Annotated in this window: 11 protein-coding genes and 2 pseudogenes; 7 read left to right on the forward strand and 6 right to left on the reverse strand. The window is 58.6% G+C overall.

Going from position 1 to position 18,476, the window contains the following annotated elements:
* Positions 1 to 145: 145 nt before the first annotated feature.
* The 3 genes and pseudogenes from QP803_RS22880 to QP803_RS24125 form a co-directional block, all read left to right on the forward strand.
* Positions 146 to 679: pseudogene (locus tag QP803_RS22880) on the forward strand (IS701 family transposase); the annotation flags it as partial.
* Between the two features lie 538 nt (positions 680 to 1,217).
* Positions 1,218 to 1,412 carry a hypothetical protein gene (locus QP803_RS22885; RefSeq protein WP_284948230.1) on the forward strand — a complete coding sequence of 65 codons (195 nt, stop codon included), beginning with the start codon at positions 1,218 to 1,220 and terminating at the stop codon, positions 1,410 to 1,412.
* A 42-nt stretch (positions 1,413 to 1,454) separates the two neighbouring features.
* A pseudogene (locus QP803_RS24125) lies at positions 1,455 to 1,754 on the forward strand (integrase core domain-containing protein); the annotation flags it as partial.
* A gap of 90 nt (positions 1,755 to 1,844) precedes the next feature.
* Here QP803_RS24125 and QP803_RS22890 read toward each other — a convergent pair.
* The 6 genes from QP803_RS22890 to QP803_RS22910 form a co-directional block, all read right to left on the reverse strand.
* Entirely contained in the window at positions 1,845 to 3,326 is a 1,482-nt protein-coding gene (locus QP803_RS22890; protein ID WP_284948231.1) for an amino acid permease, read from the reverse strand.
* A gap of 266 nt (positions 3,327 to 3,592) precedes the next feature.
* A complete protein-coding gene (locus QP803_RS24130; RefSeq protein ID WP_350356118.1) occupies positions 3,593 to 4,192 on the reverse strand; it encodes a hypothetical protein in 600 nt (199 codons plus the stop codon).
* 640 nt (positions 4,193 to 4,832) lie between these two features.
* Positions 4,833 to 5,980 (reverse strand): IS3 family transposase gene (locus QP803_RS22895; RefSeq protein ID WP_284944463.1). Its coding sequence is split into 2 segments (ribosomal slippage): positions 4,833 to 5,722 and positions 5,722 to 5,980, totalling 1,149 coding nucleotides; the frame shifts between segments, so codons are not numbered across the junction.
* Positions 5,981 to 6,561: 581 nt separating this feature from the next.
* Positions 6,562 to 6,882, reverse strand: coding sequence for a hypothetical protein (locus tag QP803_RS22900; protein WP_284948233.1), 321 nt, complete (start codon positions 6,880 to 6,882; stop codon positions 6,562 to 6,564).
* A 233-nt stretch (positions 6,883 to 7,115) separates the two neighbouring features.
* Entirely contained in the window at positions 7,116 to 8,456 is a 1,341-nt protein-coding gene (locus QP803_RS22905) for an ATP-binding protein (protein ID WP_284948234.1), read from the reverse strand.
* Positions 8,453 to 9,205: a response regulator gene (locus tag QP803_RS22910; RefSeq protein WP_284948235.1), complete on the reverse strand. Its 753-nt coding sequence runs from the start codon at positions 9,203 to 9,205 to the stop codon at positions 8,453 to 8,455. Before QP803_RS22910 ends, QP803_RS22905 begins: the two co-directional genes overlap by 4 nt.
* Positions 9,206 to 9,431: 226 nt before the next feature.
* On the opposite strand from QP803_RS22910, the gene QP803_RS22915 reads away from it, so the two are divergent.
* The 4 genes from QP803_RS22915 to QP803_RS22930 are packed head-to-tail and all read left to right on the forward strand — an operon-like array spanning position 9,432 to position 18,429.
* Positions 9,432 to 10,628, forward strand: coding sequence for an MdtA/MuxA family multidrug efflux RND transporter periplasmic adaptor subunit (locus QP803_RS22915; RefSeq protein WP_284948236.1), 1,197 nt, complete (start codon positions 9,432 to 9,434; stop codon positions 10,626 to 10,628).
* Between the two features lie 18 nt (positions 10,629 to 10,646).
* A complete protein-coding gene (locus QP803_RS22920; protein WP_284948238.1) occupies positions 10,647 to 13,757 on the forward strand; it encodes an efflux RND transporter permease subunit in 3,111 nt (1,036 codons plus the stop codon).
* A complete protein-coding gene (locus tag QP803_RS22925) occupies positions 13,754 to 17,014 on the forward strand; it encodes an efflux RND transporter permease subunit (protein WP_284948239.1) in 3,261 nt (1,086 codons plus the stop codon). Before QP803_RS22920 ends, QP803_RS22925 begins: the two co-directional genes overlap by 4 nt.
* Positions 17,014 to 18,429 (forward strand): efflux transporter outer membrane subunit, encoded by a 1,416-nt coding sequence (locus QP803_RS22930; RefSeq protein ID WP_284948241.1) that lies wholly within the window; start codon positions 17,014 to 17,016, stop codon positions 18,427 to 18,429. Before QP803_RS22925 ends, QP803_RS22930 begins: the two co-directional genes overlap by 1 nt.
* Positions 18,430 to 18,476 lie beyond the last annotated feature (47 nt).

An 18,476-nucleotide genomic window follows, 5' to 3' on the forward strand; every position in this document is an offset into this window, starting at 1 on the left:
GGCCAAGCCGCTCACGTTAATCGACTTGGCTTAGGTGCTTCGAAATGGGAGACGATGATGCGCTTGAATGTCCGCCTATTGATGGACAATGAGGATCTAGCACTACAGTTGCAATTTTCACGAGGATCTGAATCAATGGGCAACCATGATTCGGGACCTGATGATTGGTGGCGCTTCGATCGAGGATACGCTGTCGCTGTGGGCAGCGTCATTGCGGGAGGCCAAGCAGCGTATTCGACCGTTGTTCACGCAGGATCGTGTGGCGAGTTCGGCTGGCCAGTTTCTCGACGCGTTGTTAAGCCAGGAGCCGCGCAAGACAGGTTGGATGCGGGCAGAGGCCGCCGGCGACAGCGGGCCGTGGCGACAGCAGGCTTTGCTGGGTCGTGGGCGCTGGGATGCCGACGCCTTGCGCGACATCGTTCGTGATCATGTCATCGAACATCTGGGTGACGACAACGCCGTCCTAGTGATCGACGAGACCGGTTTTCTCAAGCAGGGCAAAGCCTCGTGCGGCGTGGGGCGGCAATACACGGGGGCTGCCGGCAAGATCACCAACTACCAGATCGGCGTGTTCGCCTCCTACGTGTCCACCAATGGTCATGCCTTCATCGATCGTGCGCTCTATCTGCCGAAAGCCTGGACGTCCGATGTGCATCGGCTCCCAAGTGGGACCCCTTTTCCGATTCGGCGCAAGTCACTGGTGTGCAAGAGAACTCTTCTTCGCCCTGGGGTCCCGATCGGCGCCGATCGGGACCCCGCCAAATCGTTGGATCTGGCTGCCTTATCAGCTTCTTAAGCATCATCAGCGCGGGGGTCCCGAGGCGATGCCGATTCACAATCGATTCCAGGCTCTTGGTCACGTCCTCGCCCAGCTTGCGCAGCCACTTCCCGCCACAGCAGTCGCACGCGGTTGGCGGGTCAACCACCACGCGCTCGCGAAGAAGGTGTTCGGGGAAGGTATTTCGCTCGGGCGACAGCGAGTTCCGCGGCCACCACGTCACGCGCCGCGGCCAGCTCCCTCATCTTGGCGCGCTCTCTGGGACATCCAAACGCCGTGGTCGTTACCAAAGGCAGGGTGACGATGAGGTGCTTACCGCGATCCGGCAGCTCACCGACGTCCGTCCAACTTACGGATACCGGCGGATTGGGCGCTTCTGAACCGGGTGCGTCACGCATCCGGCGCCAGGCCGATTAACCACAAGCGGGTCTTCCGCCTCATGACGCAAGGTCAGTTGCTGCTCCAACCGCATGTCGGCAATCGCCCTATCCGTGCCCATGAGGGTAGGGTCATTGCCTTGACGTCCAATCAACGGTGGTCCTCCGACAGCTTGGAGAGCTCCTGCTGGAACGGCGAGATCGTGCGCCTCGTGTTCACCATCGACACCTGCGACCGCGAAATTATGGCCTGGTAGGCCAGCACCGGCGGCATCAGTAGTGAGATGGTCCGTGACCTCATGCTCACCTGCGTGGAGCGCCGGTTCAACACCCTACGGGCACCGCATCCCATTCAATGGCTGGCGGACAATGGCTCCGCCTACGCCGCCCGAGAGACACTGGAATTCGTTGTCGCGCTGGCCCTCGTGCCCTGCTTTACGCCCGTCCGCAGTCCAGAAAGCAACGGTGTGAGCGAAGCCCTCGTCAAAATCCTTAAACGTGACTATGCCCGCATCCAACCTCGTCCGGATGCCCTGACCGTCTTGGAGCAACTTCCGGCCTGGATCGACGACTACAACGAGAATCATCCACACAGCGGCTTGCGCATGCGCTCACTCGTGAATTCATTCGAAGCCAATCACAACCAGCCTCGTGTCCTGTTTGATGGGGGCAACTCCAGCCACAGGCACTCATCGATTGAGGAAATCGTCCGTGAGACGGATGGAGGGAATGACCGTCGGCATATCCGAGTGAATTGTGCTCCGCTTGGTGAGATACCAGCCGCCGACCAATGCGATAGCAAGAAGCGGCAGGCCGACCAGAAAGATATAGAACTGCCCCGATGCAAAGATCATCAGGTAGAAGACGATTGCCAGGAAGGCCAGTGTTAGCCAGGAACTCACCGGCGCGAAGGGCATCTTGAACTTGACCGGGGTGATCTCGCCACGATGAATCGCCTGGCGGAGCTTCATCTGGCAGACAATGATGAAGCTCCAGGTGCTGACGATTCCGATCGCCGAGATGCTGATCGCCATTTCGAAGACTTCCGACGGAATGACGAAGTTGAGGAATACGCCGATCAGGTAGAGTGAAATGGTGAGCAGCAGGCCACCGTAAGGCACGCCCGATCGACTCATGACACTGAGTGCGCGGGGGGCCGAGCCGCCCATGGCCAGCGAGCGCAAGACCCGCCCCGTTGAGTAGAGGCCGGAGTTCAGGCTGGAGAGCGCGGCCGTTAGCACAACGAAATTGATGATGCCGGCGATATAGGCAACGTGGAGAGAGGCAAAGACGGTTACGAACGGGCTAGTGCCGGCATGATAGGCCGTATAGGGCAGCAACAACGAAAGCAGGATCACAGAGCCCACGTAGAACAGCGCAATCCGTGCGATAACGCTGTTGATCGCGCGAGGCATGATCTTCTCGGCATCCTTGGCCTCACCCGCAGCGGTGCCGATAAGTTCTATGCCCGCATAGGCAAAGACGACACCCTGCACGATGGCGAGCGTGCCTCCGATCCCCTTCGGGAAAATGCCGCCGTTTTCCGCGATAAGATGCGGACCCGGTCGTGCGCCCATGACGTGAAGACCGATGAGCAGGATCACCACACCGACGACCAGGAAGGCCGAGATGGTTACGACCTTGATGAGTGAGAACCAGAACTCCATTTCGCCGAAATACTTGACGCTGGTGAGATTCATCATGGAGATCACCCCCAGGGCAAATAAGGCCAAGAGCCACTGTGGAACATCGGTAAACATTGGCCAGAACTTGAAGTAAAGTGCGATCGCCGTAATATCGACGATGCCGGCCATCGCCCAATTCAGGAAGTAGAGCCAACCTGCGACATAGGACGCCTTCTCGCCAAGGAACTCACGTGCATAGGACACGAAGCTCCCCGAACTGCGTCTGTACATGGCGAGTTCGCCGAGCGCCCGCAGGATGAAAAAAGCAAAAATACCGCAGATGGCATAGACGATGGCGAGAGACGGCCCGGCAAGGCCCATTCGCTTTCCGGCTCCCATCAGCAATCCGGTGCCGATGGCGCCCCCGATGGCGATCATCTGGATCTGGCGGTTGCCGAGGCCTTTCTCGTACCCGGCATCCTGAGCCTCCAGAATGGCCCGAGTTTCTGTGGAGCCGATCGCACTCTGCGCACGAGGGGATGTCATAGTAATCCTTCGCTATCAGTTAGGTTGAATTTCTCTTTAAGCGCGTTCCTTGGGTGCCAATGCCTGACGACCGTGACGCTACGCGATCCTGTCGATTAGTCTATAGGTTTTTGCAGTTACAATGCTCTATGAAGGCGGTTGGTTTCCTGTGACGGATGGGCTGATCTTCGTGACGACGGCCGCCTTGAAGGCGAGGTCGGCCACCAGACTCGTGACGAGACAATCCTAGGCCGGGGCTTAAGAACGTTTGTCAGTGACCTGTTAGGTCATCTCTGCATGCGCCTGCCACCAGAAGCCTGCACCGATCGACACGCGTTTATTCGAAACCAGCCAAACAACACGATGAGAACGCCAACACTGAGGGCATTAAGCTCGAAGAGACTACGCAATGCGCCTGGATCGTAGTTGTGGAGGGCGACTGGTGGATGGCTCCATATCACATAATAGACCACAACCGGGAGCAGACCGACGCAGAGCATTATCCAGCGCTCCGAGTATCTAAAAGACATCACTGCCAAAACGGCGCAAGGCGCCAGAAATAGGCCGGTGCCTGAATTCTCGCCAAGTATCCACACGGTCAAGATTGTGTTGCCTATACCCACGAGCGGCATTCCGATCCGGCCATAGAGACTGCTGCGCCGTGAAAGCCATGGCATCGCGAGAAAGAGTGGCGTCAGCGATACGGTCAGAAGAGATGTTGGAAACGCCTGCCGTCCGGCAGCCCACCATATGTAGAGAGGCCAAAATGGCAAATGGGAGCCCACGGTAAGGGCAGCCCAGTTGCTGAGCTGAACCAGTGGATCGGAGTCGGCTGCGTATCGCCTGACGGAGGTCGCGCACGACCAATATAGTGGACCAATGACCATAATACTCTAGCCCTCATATGGTATCACCGCAACACCTTCGGGTCGCGCCGGTTGGCGATGTTTATTTGCAGCTCTCAACGCCGGCGTGGCGGACGAAGAGTCGTCAACTTCGTGTGGCCTTCGGTCGAGCCCCGCATCCCTGGAAGAAATTGTCCATTTCTTAGTTCACCCGCCGCAAAAGCATTCCCTTAGCAGCCTGCGGGCCGACACCGAGTAGAGGGCCACAGTGGAAGTCTTCCAACACCATTGACAAGAACCGACGGGCCGCCTCTGTGGTATCCGAAACCCCGATGGTTCCGCGAGATGCCAGCTGGACAATCCGCTTCTGAAGGGCCGGTTTCTCCCTGAAGGTAGCGCGCCTTCAGGGCAACGCTACTTGCGACGAGAAGCCGATTTCGGTGGCGACCGTACGGGCCAGTTCAACGTATTTCGAAGACAGGATAAGCTTGGCAAGCCGAAGGAGATACTTTTGCGACATCAGGTTCGGACCGCTGTCCATGTACATCAGGCTGCAGCGCAACGACGTTAGCCAATCTATCATCAGCATCAAATAGAACTACTTTCGAGGGCGTGGGTTCGTATGGGGCCTTCTTCGACATCTTCGCCATTTGAGCTGCTGCCGGTTTGGTGGACACGCACCTTAGCCTGACGCTTTGTTCCGCTCGAATTCCATAGGGCTGAGATAGCCGATGGTCGAGTGGCGTCGGCGTAAATTATAGAACCGTTCGATGTAGTCGAATACGTCGGCTCGAGCCTGGTCCCTCGTGCGATATACCTTGCGGGCTGTTCGCTCAGTTTTCAGCGAGGAGAAGAAGCTCTCCATTGCCGCATTGTCCCAGACATTCCCTGACCGACTCATGCTGCAACTAACGTTATGATCTGCCAAGAGCTTCTGGAACTGTTCACTGCTGTATTGGCTTCCCTGGTCCGAATGATGCATCAACGCATCTGGTTTGCCGCGGCGCCAGATCGCCATCATTAACGCGTCGGCCACCAACTGAGCTGTCATCGTGACGCTCATCGACCAGCCCACGACACGACGCGAGAAAAGGTCAATGACGGCAGCCACGTAGAGCCAACCTTCTGCCGTCCAAAGATAGGTGAAGTCGGCGATCCACTTCTGGTTCGGTGCTGTAGCTACGAATTGGCGGTCCAGCACGTTGGCAGCCGCCTCGTTCCGCTCGCCCTTGTCGGATGGCAGGCCTCTGCGGCGCGGTCGGGCCCGTAAGGCTTGCTCGCGCATGAGCCGCTCAATGCGGTGCAAGCCACACACGTCACCCTCGGCCAGGACGTCATGCCAGACGCGCCGGGCGCCATAGGTCCGGTCGCTGCCGACGAAGCTGGCCTTGACGTGCGCGCCGAGAATTTCGTCGCTGCGTGCCCGAGCGCTGGGCGATCGGGTGAGCCAGGCGTGGAATCCACTGCGTGAGACACCGAGCGCCTCGCAAAGCCACCGCACCGGCCAAATCCCTCGATGCTTCGCCACGAAGCCGAATTTCATATCGACTCCCTCGCGAAGTAGGCCGCGGCTTTTTTTAGGATATCGCGCTCCGCCTTGAGCTTTGCGACCTCACGCCGCAGACGATCTATCTCCTGCTGATCCGGCTTGAGCTGGCCCTGGCCCGGAAATGCCTGCCCAGGATCCGAGGTAACCTCCTTGATCCATCGTCGCAGAATGCTTTCGCCCACATCCAGGTCCCGGCTGGCCTGCACCAATGAAATCCCACGTTCATTAACTAGCCGGACCGCCTCCAGCTTGAACTCCCGGCTGAACTGTCGTCGCGTCATTTGCATCCTCCAATCTCGCGAAACACCTTAATCTCGGTGTCCACCAAACCGGCAGCAGCTCAATTACAGCCATGACGTCCATGGTTGTCGCGGTGTATGCTCTCCTCAGGAACTGAGATTCTGCCGCCGTTAGAAGGCTGTTGAGACGCTTCCCGTCATTTTCCAGTTGGCCATCTGCCATCATCTCTAGTCCATGTTCGCAACAGTCTGGTGGCATAATCGGCCAACCGACAGGAGCCGCATCAAGACTGCAAACATCACGCTGATCTCAGAATTCGCGTGTCGCCACAAGTCCTAAACCGGAATGGTTCTTCAGGGTAATGACCTCATCGAAGGTCTTCGCCCGCGCGCGGGTAATCGTGAGCCCTATCTCAAGTTTTCATCGACGGCGCGCAGCTTAGCGCGCTCCGCTTGAATAGTCCGGTTGTCAGCGTAGACAGATCCGAGAACGCTGTCCAACGTCTGCGCATCAACGTGGCCCTGGATGCACGTGGCCATGAGCGTCGATGGAGCAACGTAGATGAACCTGATGCAGATACGGTGCGGTGGATGCGCATTATCCGGCAAAAGAAGTCTCGCACTCACTGCATGGTCTCCTGTCTCACAGCCGCTCTCCCATCAACAGTCGATCCTACGCCGTGGGCTTCCAAGAAGTCGTTCAGCTGGGTTACCAGGGCTTGAGCACCAATAACAGGGAGCACAATACGGCCTACGACCACTGCCTTCTTTATTGGTGGAGCGACGGAATCATCAAATCTGACTGACACCAACTTGATAGTTACGCTTTCGTCACTCAAGCTGAACTGACTCACCACAGAGGTAAAGATCTCCGGGGCAACGAGATTCTCGGCGATTTCAGTGACAAGTCCGGTCTGAGCGATCTTCATCGGATGCTTGCTCATTAGAAACTCCTTTACTAACAGCTTCAACCTGTCGGACTTTTGCGCTCCAAGGCATGGCAGGGTTCGTCGGATACGACTTGCGAAGCAACCACGCGCATCGACAATGTGCTTTATGCACTCGGGATCGCGTCGTTCAAAAGTTGCGTAAGCCCCCAGGGCACGTGAACATATGGAGTTCTCAGTCGCGTGTCAAAATGAACTCACGTGGCGTTGCGGCCACAGACGCTCTCGGCTCAACCATCCTCTCCTGCCGTAAGAGGAATGATTAAGCGCACCAGCAAACCTGGTGGATCAGCATCCAGAAGGGACATATGGCCAGCATGCCGGTGAACGATCTCTTGCACGATCGATAGGCCTAGTCCGAGGCCGCCATCGAGAGGCCTGGCCGAATCGAGTCGCGCGAAAGGAACTACGGCAATAGCTCGCATGTCAGCCGGAATTCCTGGACCATCATCGCGAATGTCTATGACGGCCTCGCCTTCGCGGCGCCAAACGTCGGCGATGACATGTGTTCCGTAGCGGGAACCGTTTTCGAGAAGATTGTTGATGGCACGCGTAATAGCTATCGGTTGGCAGCGGCAGATCGGGCCAAAGGCACCTATGTAGGTGACGTACTTTCCTGCCTCCGACGCGTCGATGCAAAGGCTCTCAACAAGCGCGCCAAGATCGACATCCTCGCGTGCCTCCACAGCAGTTCGATCGCTCAGGTAAGAGAGCGCTCCATTGATCATACGGTTCATCAGATCAAGATCATGGAGAAGGTGGTAGCCCGTCGTGGGTGCTTCATCCAGTTCGATACGAAGTCTAAGTCTCGTCAATGGAGTGCGAAGATCGTGCCCGATTGCCATCAGCATCCGTTGACGTTCCTCCATGAATCGCGCAATCCGTTCCTGCATTCGATTGAAGGTTTGCGCGACCCGCCGAATCTCGCGCGGGCCTTGCTCCGGAAGCGGTGCAATAGCCACGTCCAGTCCGAACTGCTCGACGGTGGCGACAAGATTCCGCAAGGGGCGATTGATGCGCCACAAGGTCCAGAACGATAGCGCGACGACAAGCACTAAGAGGAAGGAGACAGCTACCGTCAAGGGCAAGGTCACGAACACGATTTGCGGGAAGCTCCCGTGCGAGTAGGCCCGAAGTGTCCATGGTGCATCACCGGCGAGCGCGAGCACGATGTCTGTGGTTTCCTCGCCGCCAGCTTCTTCGCTGCAGCGCCTAATTGACACTTGCTCTGGCTCGTCTGGAAGTAGAGTGCGCAGGACGAGTTGCAGATTTCGGTCGGTTATGCCTGCGGGAACGACGTGACAGGGAAGCATCTCACCGGATCGTATGGTGACCTGTTCTGTCGACATCGCCCGCGCGATTTCTGCCCTGGCCGCTGGCGGCGCAGCGCCCAACGCATGAATGTCGGCGGCGACCTGCATTGCATTGGGCCACGGTCCTGGGGGAAGCGGCGGGAATGCAGGCCCAGTCAGGGTCAGCAATGCGGCAGTGAGCACTAAAGTCGCCAGCAAGGCAGCCACGAGGATTGCAATGATTTGGCCCTGAACTGAGTCGGGGAACAAGCGCCTCATGGTACAAGTTTCTCGGTGCCGCCAAACGTGGGATCGAATACGTAACCATCTCCTCGGATCGTTCGGATCAGTTCAAGCTGGCGGCCGCCATGAGCTAGCTTTCGCCGAAGACGGCTGATCAGCAGGTCGATCGTTCTCTCTTCTACTATGAAGCTGGCACCCCGCGTGAGTGCGATCAATTCCTCGCGGCTCAGTACGCGGCCGGGATGGTGATAAAACACCAACATAAGGTCCGTTTCCGCACCGGTCAGCGTCATTCGAACATCGCCCGACGTATACAGAACTCGACGTTCTGGCTCGAAGCGCCATCCCGCAAAATGAAGTCCCGCAGCAGCGGCGTTCGCCTGCGGAGTGAGTTCACGGGGGACGCCGCGCCGAAGCACCGCCTTGATCCGGGCGCCAAGTTCAACAAGCTCAAAAGGCTTGCCGACGTAGTCATCGGCGCCGAGCTCCAGACCGGCAACGCGGTCGGTGACCTCCGCAAGCGCCGTGACCATGATGATGCGTGCCTGGCTGATGGTATGGATACGGCGGCATAGTTCAAAGCCGGTTTCGGCCGGTAACATCACGTCGAGCAGAATCAGATCAAAGGGCTGTCTTGCCATCTCGCGATCAAGGCCACTCCCATCGGCCACGCCGACAACTACATATCCTGACCTTGTCAGGTAACGCAAAATCAAGGCGCGTATGTCATCGTCGTCTTCGACCACAAGTATACACGTCGGCTCGGAACGAACGCTGTCAGGCATCGGGAAACTCTTCAATAACCAAAATGACCACCAGACTAGCATGCCCATATACTACATGTGAGGTGGCGACGTACTTTGAAATTCAGTCAAAGACGTCTTTTTTTCACTTTTGACATATTTGTAGGCGCATATTGACTTGCTGCCTAATGGTGCGTTTATTCGCATGGTCACATTTCAGTCAATTCGCTCCGTTCGCTGTGGCAATCACACAATTTCTTGGTCATTGATGGATACGCAGCTCAATCCGAAACCGTCACAACAAATCGGTCAAACTGTCTCGCGGCGCTCTCGTCGAAGGTTGATCGTTATTCTTCTATTCTTTCTGGTCGCTGCAGGCGGCCTCGCCGTTTGGCTTCACCGGCAGAACAAGGGCGATCACGGGGGGACGCCCGGCGGCCAGACACCGCAATCGGTGTCCGTGGCGGCAGCGGAGCGTGACGATATTCCGATTGTCCTCACAGGTCTCGGCACCGTAACCGCTCTCGCCACGGTAACGGTCAAGTCCCAGATTAGTGGCTATCTAACGCAGATTGCTTTTACAGAAGGCTCTCTCGTACACAAGGGTGACCTCCTCGCCCAAGTCGATCCGCGTCCCTATGAGGCACTCCTTGCCCAATACAAAGGGACGCTCGCCAAGGACCAGGCATCGCTCGATGACGCAAGCCTCAATCTCGCGCGTTACCGCCGACTGTCGCAGCAGGATTCTATCTCGAAACAGAATGTGGATACTCAGGCGGCTACTGTGCGTGAGTATGAGGGGAGTGTACGCGCGGATCAGGCAGAGATTGAAGCCGAAAAGTTGAACATTGCCTATTGCCAAATTATCTCGCCGGTGGACGGTCGGATTGGTCTCCGGCAGGTGGATGTCGGCAATTTTGTGGAAGCGTCAGATACGACGGGCATCGTCATCGTCACACAGATTAAACCGATGTCAGTCTTGTTTACGCTCCCAGAGGATGCGGTACCCCAAGTCCGCGCACGCTTTCAAATTGGCGCCAAGCTGGAGGTCGACGCTTACGACCGGTCCAATACTACGGAGATCGCCAAGGGCACCCTGGCGACTCTTGACAATGAAATCGACGCGACGACGGGCACCCTCAAACTCAGGGCAGTCTATCTGAATACGGATGATGCTCTGTTCCCCGAGCAGTTCGTCAATGCGCGGCTGCTGATTGATACGATCCGTGGCGCGATCACCGTTCCCCCGGCGGCCGTCCAACAGGGGGTGGAGGGTAGTACTGTCTACGTGGTCGACAGCGCCAACAAGGTCCATCTGCGCGTCATTAAGACCGGTGTCGCTGACGCCAAAAGGGTGGCCATTACCTCGGGCCTGGCGGTGGGCGAGCGCGTCGTCACGGACGGAGCCGACCGGTTGCAAGATGGCGCCTCCGTCGTGATAGCGGCCGCGGCGCCGCAGCTGTAAGCCGGCCATCGCCCAACCATGAATCCTTCCCGCATTTTTATTGAACGCCCTGTGGCGACGACGCTCCTGATGGTGGCCCTGATGCTGCTGGGTCTCGTCTCCTACCGTTATTTGCCGCTCGCGGCGCTGCCAACCGTCGATTATCCGACCATCCAGGTACAGACGTTCTATCCGGGAGCCAGTCCCGACGTCATGGCTTCGGCCATAACGGCGCCCTTGGAGAAGCAGTTCGGTCAAATGGCAAGTCTGCGACAAATGTCATCGCAGAGCGCCGGGGGGGCCTCGGTCATCACCTTGCAGTTCGATCTGTCACTGGCGCTCGATGTGGCGGAACAAGAGGTGCAAGCGGCGATCAACGCCGCTGACAGTCTTCTGCCTGACGATCTTCCGGCGCCTCCGATTTATGCCAAGATCAATCCCGCTGACACGGCCATTCTTACCCTTGCGCTAACCTCTCGGACCATGGCGCTGACCGGGTTGCGCTCCCTGGCGGAGAACCAGCTCAGCCAGAAGATTTCACAGGTGGCCGGCGTCGGCCTGGTCAGCATCGCCGGCGGCAACCGGCCTGCGGTCCGTGTGCGCTTCGACCCACGAAAGCTCGCCGCCTACGGAGTGGCGATCGACGATCTGCGGACCCAGATCAGCAATCTCAACGTCAATACGGCTAAGGGGTCACTGGACGGCCCACAGCGGTCCTGGACGATCGATTCGAACGATCAGATTCAGAGTGCGGGCGATTATATGGGATCGGTGATTGCCTACGAGAATAATCGGCCCGTTTACCTCTCCAATGTCGCGAGCGTTGTCGAGGGGCCCGAGGATACGGACCTCGATGCCTGGATGAACCGGACACCGGCGATCCTGCTGAATATCCAACGTCAACCCGGGGCGAATGTCATCAAGGTCGTCGCGGCGATCAAGGCACTCCTGCCAGGCTTGGAAGCGTCCTTGCCGAGGGCGGCAGTGATCACGCCGCTCATCGATCGGACGATGACGATCCGGGCCTCCGTCAATGATGTCGAGCTGGAGTTGGCGTTGGCCGTGGGTCTCGTCGTGCTGGTGATCTTTGTCTTTCTTCGAGACCTGAGAGCGACGCTGATTCCCAGCCTCTCGGTGCCATTGTCGCTCGTCGGTGCATTGGCCGCGATGTACTTCTGGGGGTTCAGCCTTGATAACCTGTCCCTCATGGCGCTCACTATCGCTGCCGGCTTTGTTGTCGATGACGCGATTGTCGTGATCGAAAATATCACGCGCTATGTGGAGTCGGGAGTGCCTCCTATGCAAGCGGCCCTCCGAGGCGCCTCGGAGATCGCCTTCACCATAATCGCTCTCACGGTGTCGCTGCTAGCGGTGCTGATCCCATTGCTGTTCATGGCCGACGTGGTAGGTCGCTTGTTCCATGAATTCGCGATCACCCTTGCGGCCACGATCGTCATCTCGGCCGTCGTATCACTGACCCTCGTGCCGATGCTCTGTGGTCGCCTTCTGCGTCCACCGCAGGTCCGACATCCCGGACGCCTTAATCGAGGCGCGGAAGCGGCATTCGCAAAGCTCGTTGCGGCTTACGCGCGTCTCCTGGATACTGTTCTGGCCCATCGGCTACCGACGCTACTGGTGGCGATCGGGACCTGCGCACTAACCCTCTATCTTGTCTTCACGGCGCCTACGGGTTTCTTTCCGACACAGGATGTCGGCATCCTCCAGGGTGTTACGACGGGCCCGGCCAGCATTTCTCATGAAGCAATGGCCGACCGCCAGCAACGGGTCGCGGCGATCGTCCTCGCGGATCCAGACGTGATTAGCCTGTCCTCCTATATCGGTGTTGATGGTACTAATCCCACCCTCAGCGATGGGCGCATGACCATCAATCTGCGGCCTAAGGCGCAGCGCGGCGCGCTAACTACCACGCTGGCGCGGCTGCAGCGGTCCACTGCAGCCGTGCCAGGCATCCAATTGACGTTGCAGCCGGTGCAGGACCTGACCATAGACACGATCGCCAGCCCCGGCCGCTACCAACTAATGGTTCAAAGCACCGATATCGCATTGCTTAGCCTCTGGGCGCCTCGGCTGCTGGACCGCCTGCGCAGACTTCCCGAACTCAGCGACGTCAACAGCGATCAACAGCCTGATGGCCTGGCTCTCTATCTGACCATCGACCGCACGACAGCCGGACGGTTCGGCATTACACCGGCAACTGTCGATAACGCCCTCTATGATGCCTTCGGCCAGCGGATCATCTCGACCATTTTCACGCAATCGAACCAGTACCGGGTCATTATGGAGGCGGACCCGACGATCAGCCGCAACGTAACCGCCCTAGATTCCATCTTTCTCCCCTCTTCAACGGCCAGCTCCGGAGAGGTTCCGCTGTCGTCGCTCGTCCATGTCGAGGAACGCCAGACGGCCTTGGCTATCTCACATCTCGCGCAGTTCCCAGCCGCGACCATCTCCTTCAATCTTGCCGAAGGAGTCGCTCTTAGCTCCGGTATCGCGGCCATTGAGGCGGCCCGCGGGGTGCTCCATCTCCCTGAGAGCGTCCAGGTTAGTTATCAGGGAACCGCCGCTGCCTATCGTTCCTCCCTGTCGAATGAGCTCGCCCTCGTGCTTGCCGCCGTAGTCGCGATGTACATAGTGCTGGGCGTGCTCTACGAGAGCTTCATCCATCCCTTAACGATCCTATCCACCTTACCCTCGGCTGGCGTCGGTGCCCTGCTGGCACTTCGTCTCGCGGGTGCCGATCTCGATATCATTGGTGTCATCGGCATCGTGTTGCTGATCGGGATAGTCAAGAAGAACGCCATCATGATGATCGACTTCGCACTGTCCGGTGAGCGCGAAGCTGGCCTGTCACCGGCTGACGCCATACGAAGGGCTTGCCTGCTACGCTTCCGCCCCATCCTGATGACTACCTGCGCGACTCTCTTCGCGGCTCTTCCACTGATGCTCGGGTCCGGCACCGGTTCGGAACTACGACGGCCACTTGGGCTCGCCATCGTTGGCGGTCTGCTTGTCAGCCAGATGCTGACGCTCTTCACCACGCCTGTGATCTATCTCGCCTTCGACGAACTGGGGCGACGGGTAAGGGAACGCGGGCGTAGTCCGAGGGCGGCGGAAGGAAGCGCGACATGACGTTGAGCGGCCTCTTCATTCATCGGCCGATTGCCACGACTCTGCTGACCATCGGGATCCTCCTCGCTGGTGGCTTTGCATTCTTTCGGCTGCCGGTCTCACCGCTCCCGCGCGTCGATTTTCCGACGTTGCGGGTACAGGCGCAAATGCCCGGCGGTAGCCCCGATACGATGGCCGCGACCGTGGCCGCCCCTCTGGAGCGCCATCTCGGTCAGATCGCCGACGTTACCGAGATTACGTCTCAAAGCAGCACCGGCAGCTCCAATATCACTCTGCAGTTCGGCTTGGACCGCAATATCAATGGTGCTGAGCGCGATGTGGAGGCGGCGATCAACGCTGCCCGCTCTGACCTCCCATCCACCCTGAATTCAAATCCGACCTATGGCGCGTTCAATCCGGCGGATGCGCCGATCCTGATTGTTGCACTGGCGTCGAAAACCTATACCCCGGGCCAGCTCTACGACATCGCCGATAGCGTGATCGGCCAGCGTCTGTCGGAGGTCGAAGGGGTTGGGAGCGTCCAGATCGTCGGCAGCTCCCTCCCGGCCGTCAGAGTCGATGTGAATTCCCGCGCGCTTTTTAAATACGGAATCTCGCTTGAAGATGTGCGTGCCGCACTGGCCGGCGCCAACGCGAACAGCCCCAAAGGTGTGATCGAACAAGGATCGAGACTCTGGAGACTGTACGCCAATGATCAGATCGAGAAGGCCGCGGACTACGCCGGTTTGGTCATCGCTTATCGGAGCGACCACCCTATCTTCCTCAGTGATGTCGCATCAGTAACGGATTCGGTCGAAGACCTACGGAACCAAGGATACGTCGACGGCCAGCCTGCCGTCACGATGCTGGTCTTCAAGCAGCCGAATGCTAACATCATTGAAACAGTGGACCGGACCAAAGCTCTTCTCCCGCAGCTGGAGGCCGGCCTTCCCGCCGATGTCGTCATGACCGTCGCCGGAGATCGAAGCACCACCATCCGGGCTTCGCTCGCCGACACCGAACGGACGCTGGTTATCTCGGTCATCCTCGTCATCCTGGTCGTCTTCGTCTTTCTGCGGAGTCCGCTGGCGACCCTTGTGCCGAGTGTCGCTTTGCCAGTCTCAATCCTCGGGACATTCGGTGCCATGTACCTGTTGGACTACAGCCTGGACAATCTTTCCCTGATGGCTCTGACCGTCGCCACCGGTTTTGTGGTCGACGACGCGATCGTAGTTTTGGAGAACGTCACTCGCTTGATGGAGGACGGCAAGGGGCGGCTGGAGGCGGCTTTGCAGGGCGTGCGCGAGGTGTCGTTCACCGTCATCTCGATGAGCGCGTCGCTCGTTGCGGTCTTCCTGCCGATCCTGCTGATGGAGGGCCTGGTCGGGCGGCTGTTCCAGGAATTCGCAGCGGTTCTTACCCTCGCGATCGTCATTTCCATGGTGGTCTCGCTGACCACCACGGCTGCCCTCTGCGCTCATGTTTTGCCGGTCGATGGCCAGCGGAGCCAGGGCCGCCTCTCGAAGAGTGTCGAGCGGGCCTTTGAGGCTGTTCAGAGGCTCTACCTTTACTCGTTGACGCGGATCATGCGCTATAAGGGGCTCGTCATGCTCTCATTATTGACGACGGTCGCGCTCAACATGGCGTTGATCATCGTGGTTCCGAAGGCATTTTTCCCCGAGCAGGACAGCGGGCTGCTGATGGGCGGCATCCAGGCCGACCGGGACATTTCTTTCCAGGCGATGCGGGAGAAGCTGCGCCAGGCCTTGACGATCGTCCGACAGGACCCGGCGGTCGCTTCGGTCATCGGTTTTACCGGCAATCAGGGGACCAACACCGCCAATGTCTTCGTCACACTCAAACCATTGTCGGAGCGGAGCGGGATTCAGGTCGTGATGAACCGCCTGCGGCCAAAACTCGCCGTCGTGCCGGGTGCACAGCTGGTGATGTTTCCGATGCAGGACCTGTTTACCGGCGGCCGTCAAAGTTTTGCGCAGTACCAGTATACGCTGCAGTCCGACAGCTCTGAGGCTCTCAATAGCTGGGCATCAAAGCTCCTCGCAGAACTCAGAAAGAACCCCATCCTGACCGATCTGCAATCGGACCAGCAGCTTGGCGGATTGAAGAGCAGCGTGGTTGTGGACCGGCCCACAGCCGCTCGCTTCGAACTGACATCTAACGTCATCGATGCCACGCTCTACGATGCCTTTGGGCAGCGGCAGGTTTCGACGATCTACAAGGATGTCAACGAGTATCACGTCGTAATGGAGATCAATCCGCTGGATCTCGAAACCCCCGATAGTCTCAAACAGGTCTATGTCAGCACCTCCGGTGAGACCGCCAGTGGTTCTTCCAGCACCAATTTTGTCAGTGGTACGGCAACTTCAAACGGCAGGACCTCGTCCAACAGCACGTCCTCCTCCTCCTCTGCATCAAAGAACGCATCGACGAATGCGATCGCCAGCGACACCACCAGCGCTTCCAGTGGAAGCGCCGTCTCGACATCGTCGGAGACGATGATTCCTCTGGCCGCATTCTCCCACTTTCTGGAGAGAACTGTGTCTGTCCAAGTCAACCATCAGGACGGCTTTGCCGCTGCGACGCTCTCCTTTAACCTTACCTCGGGTCATTCTCTTGACCAGGCTGTCGTGGCAATCGCGCAGGCAGAGCAGGCAATCCAGATGCCATCGACGGTTCAAGGTGGCTTTGCGGGAACCGCGGGCAGCCTCCAAGCCACGCTTATAAGCGAAATGCTGCTGGTCGTGGGTGCGTTGCTTGCGGTCTACATGGTGTTAGGAATTCTCTACGAGAGTTGGGTCCACCCTCTCACCATTCTCTCAACGCTTCCTTCGGCCGGTGTCGGGGCCGTCCTTGCCATGCTAATCACCGGCACTGAATTCACCGTGATCGCGATGATCGGCGTGATCCTGCTCATCGGAATTGTAAAGAAAAATGCCATTATGATGGTCGACTTCGCGCTCGCGGCCGAGCGGAAGGAGGGGCTGCGATCCGAGGACGCGATTCTTCAGGCATGCCGCCTTCGGTTCCGACCAATTATGATGACCACTTTTGCAGCCATCCTTGGTGCCGTGCCACTTGCCATTGATACGGGTGTAGGCGCCGAGTTGCGTCGTCCTCTCGGGATCACCATCATCGGTGGTCTGCTCGTCAGCCAAGTGCTGACCCTCTACACTACGCCAGTTGTCTATGTACTGCTGGATCGGCTGCGTTTCCGCCGCGGGTCGCGCCAACCCTCCGCATTGCCGGGAGCCGCATAATGAACGTCGCGCGCTCGTGGATTTGCCTGGTTTTGCTGGCCGGATGTACCGTGGGCCCCGACTATCATCGCCCGTCGGCCCCGACGTCTTCTGTCTACAAAGAGCTTCTGGGATGGACGCCAGCCCATCCGTCCGACGACATCAATCGGGGGACGTGGTGGCGCATCTACGACGATCCCCTCCTTGACCAGCTAGAGGGTGAGATCGACGTTGGCAACCAAAACCTGCGCGCCTACGAGGCGGCCTATCGGGAGGCCCGTGCTACCGTCGATGAGGCACGGGCGAACTACTTCCCTACCCTTTCCGCCACCGCATCAGGCGAGCGAGAGCAGGCGAGCGGACTTGCTTCAACGACCAAAACAGGGGAGGGGACGCTCAGTTGGGATGTTGACCTCTGGGGTAAGGTCCGCCGCCAGGTGGAGAGCGACACGGCCAGTGCCCAAGCCAGCGTCGCCGAACTTGCCTCGATCCGCCTCTCAGCCCAGGCAGATTTGGCGACTGACTATTTCGAACTTCGTTATCAAGATTCGCTCACGCAACTGCTGTCGGATACGGTGCGGGCTTATCAGCGGTCATTGACGATCACCCAGAACCAATACACGGCGGGTGTAGCCGCACGGTCGGACGTCATCACAGCACAAACGCAACTGCAGACCACAGAGGCCAGTCTTGTGGGCACTGGGGTCTTGCGGGTGCAGTATGAGCATGCCGTCGCGCTCCTAATCGGTAAGCCACCAGCCGAGCTCTCGATCCCCACGGGCTTGTTGACGACCACGGTTCCTGTAGTGCCTGTCGAGGTTCCCGCTGTGCTGCTGCAGCGCCGCCCCGATATCGCGGAAGTCGAGCGGAAGATGCAGCAGCAAAACGCGCTGATCGGCGTTGAAACGGCCGCCTTCTATCCTGATATCAGCTTGTCAGCGGCCTTGGGTTCTTCAGGCGCGGCAGGCGGGTTGTTCAGTGTATCGAACGAATTGTGGTCAATTGCCGCTAGCGGCACGGAGACCTTGTTTGAGGGCGGTGCTCGCAGCGCGGCGGTCGATGCGGCCCTCGCGACCTATGATCAGGCCGTCGCAAATTATCGCGAAACGGTTCTCGCCGCCTTCCAGGATGTCGAGGATGAGCTCTCGGGCCAGCGTATTCTAGCCAACGAGGCCACCACTGAGGCGGCCGCTGTCGCATCGGCTCGCGACGCGGTTCGGATTGCTCTCAACGAATACCGGGCGGGGACCGAGACTTACACGACGGTCGTGACCGCCCAGGCGACAGCACTTTCCGACGAAGAAAGCGCGTTGGAGGTCATGGAAAGCCGCATGACAACCAATGTCTCTCTTGTGCGCGCGCTGGGCGGTGGGTGGACGAGCAGGATGTTTTCGTCGCTTTATCAAAATGGCAGTCTGGACGGGTCGAGCCGCTGATCGCGGGATTCTGGGCACGGACCTAGCAATCAATGGCATCGTGGGGG

Origin of the sequence: Acidisoma sp. PAMC 29798 (assembly GCF_030252425.1) — a bacterium.
Classification (GTDB): Bacteria; Pseudomonadota; Alphaproteobacteria; order Acetobacterales; family Acetobacteraceae; genus Acidisoma; species Acidisoma cladoniae.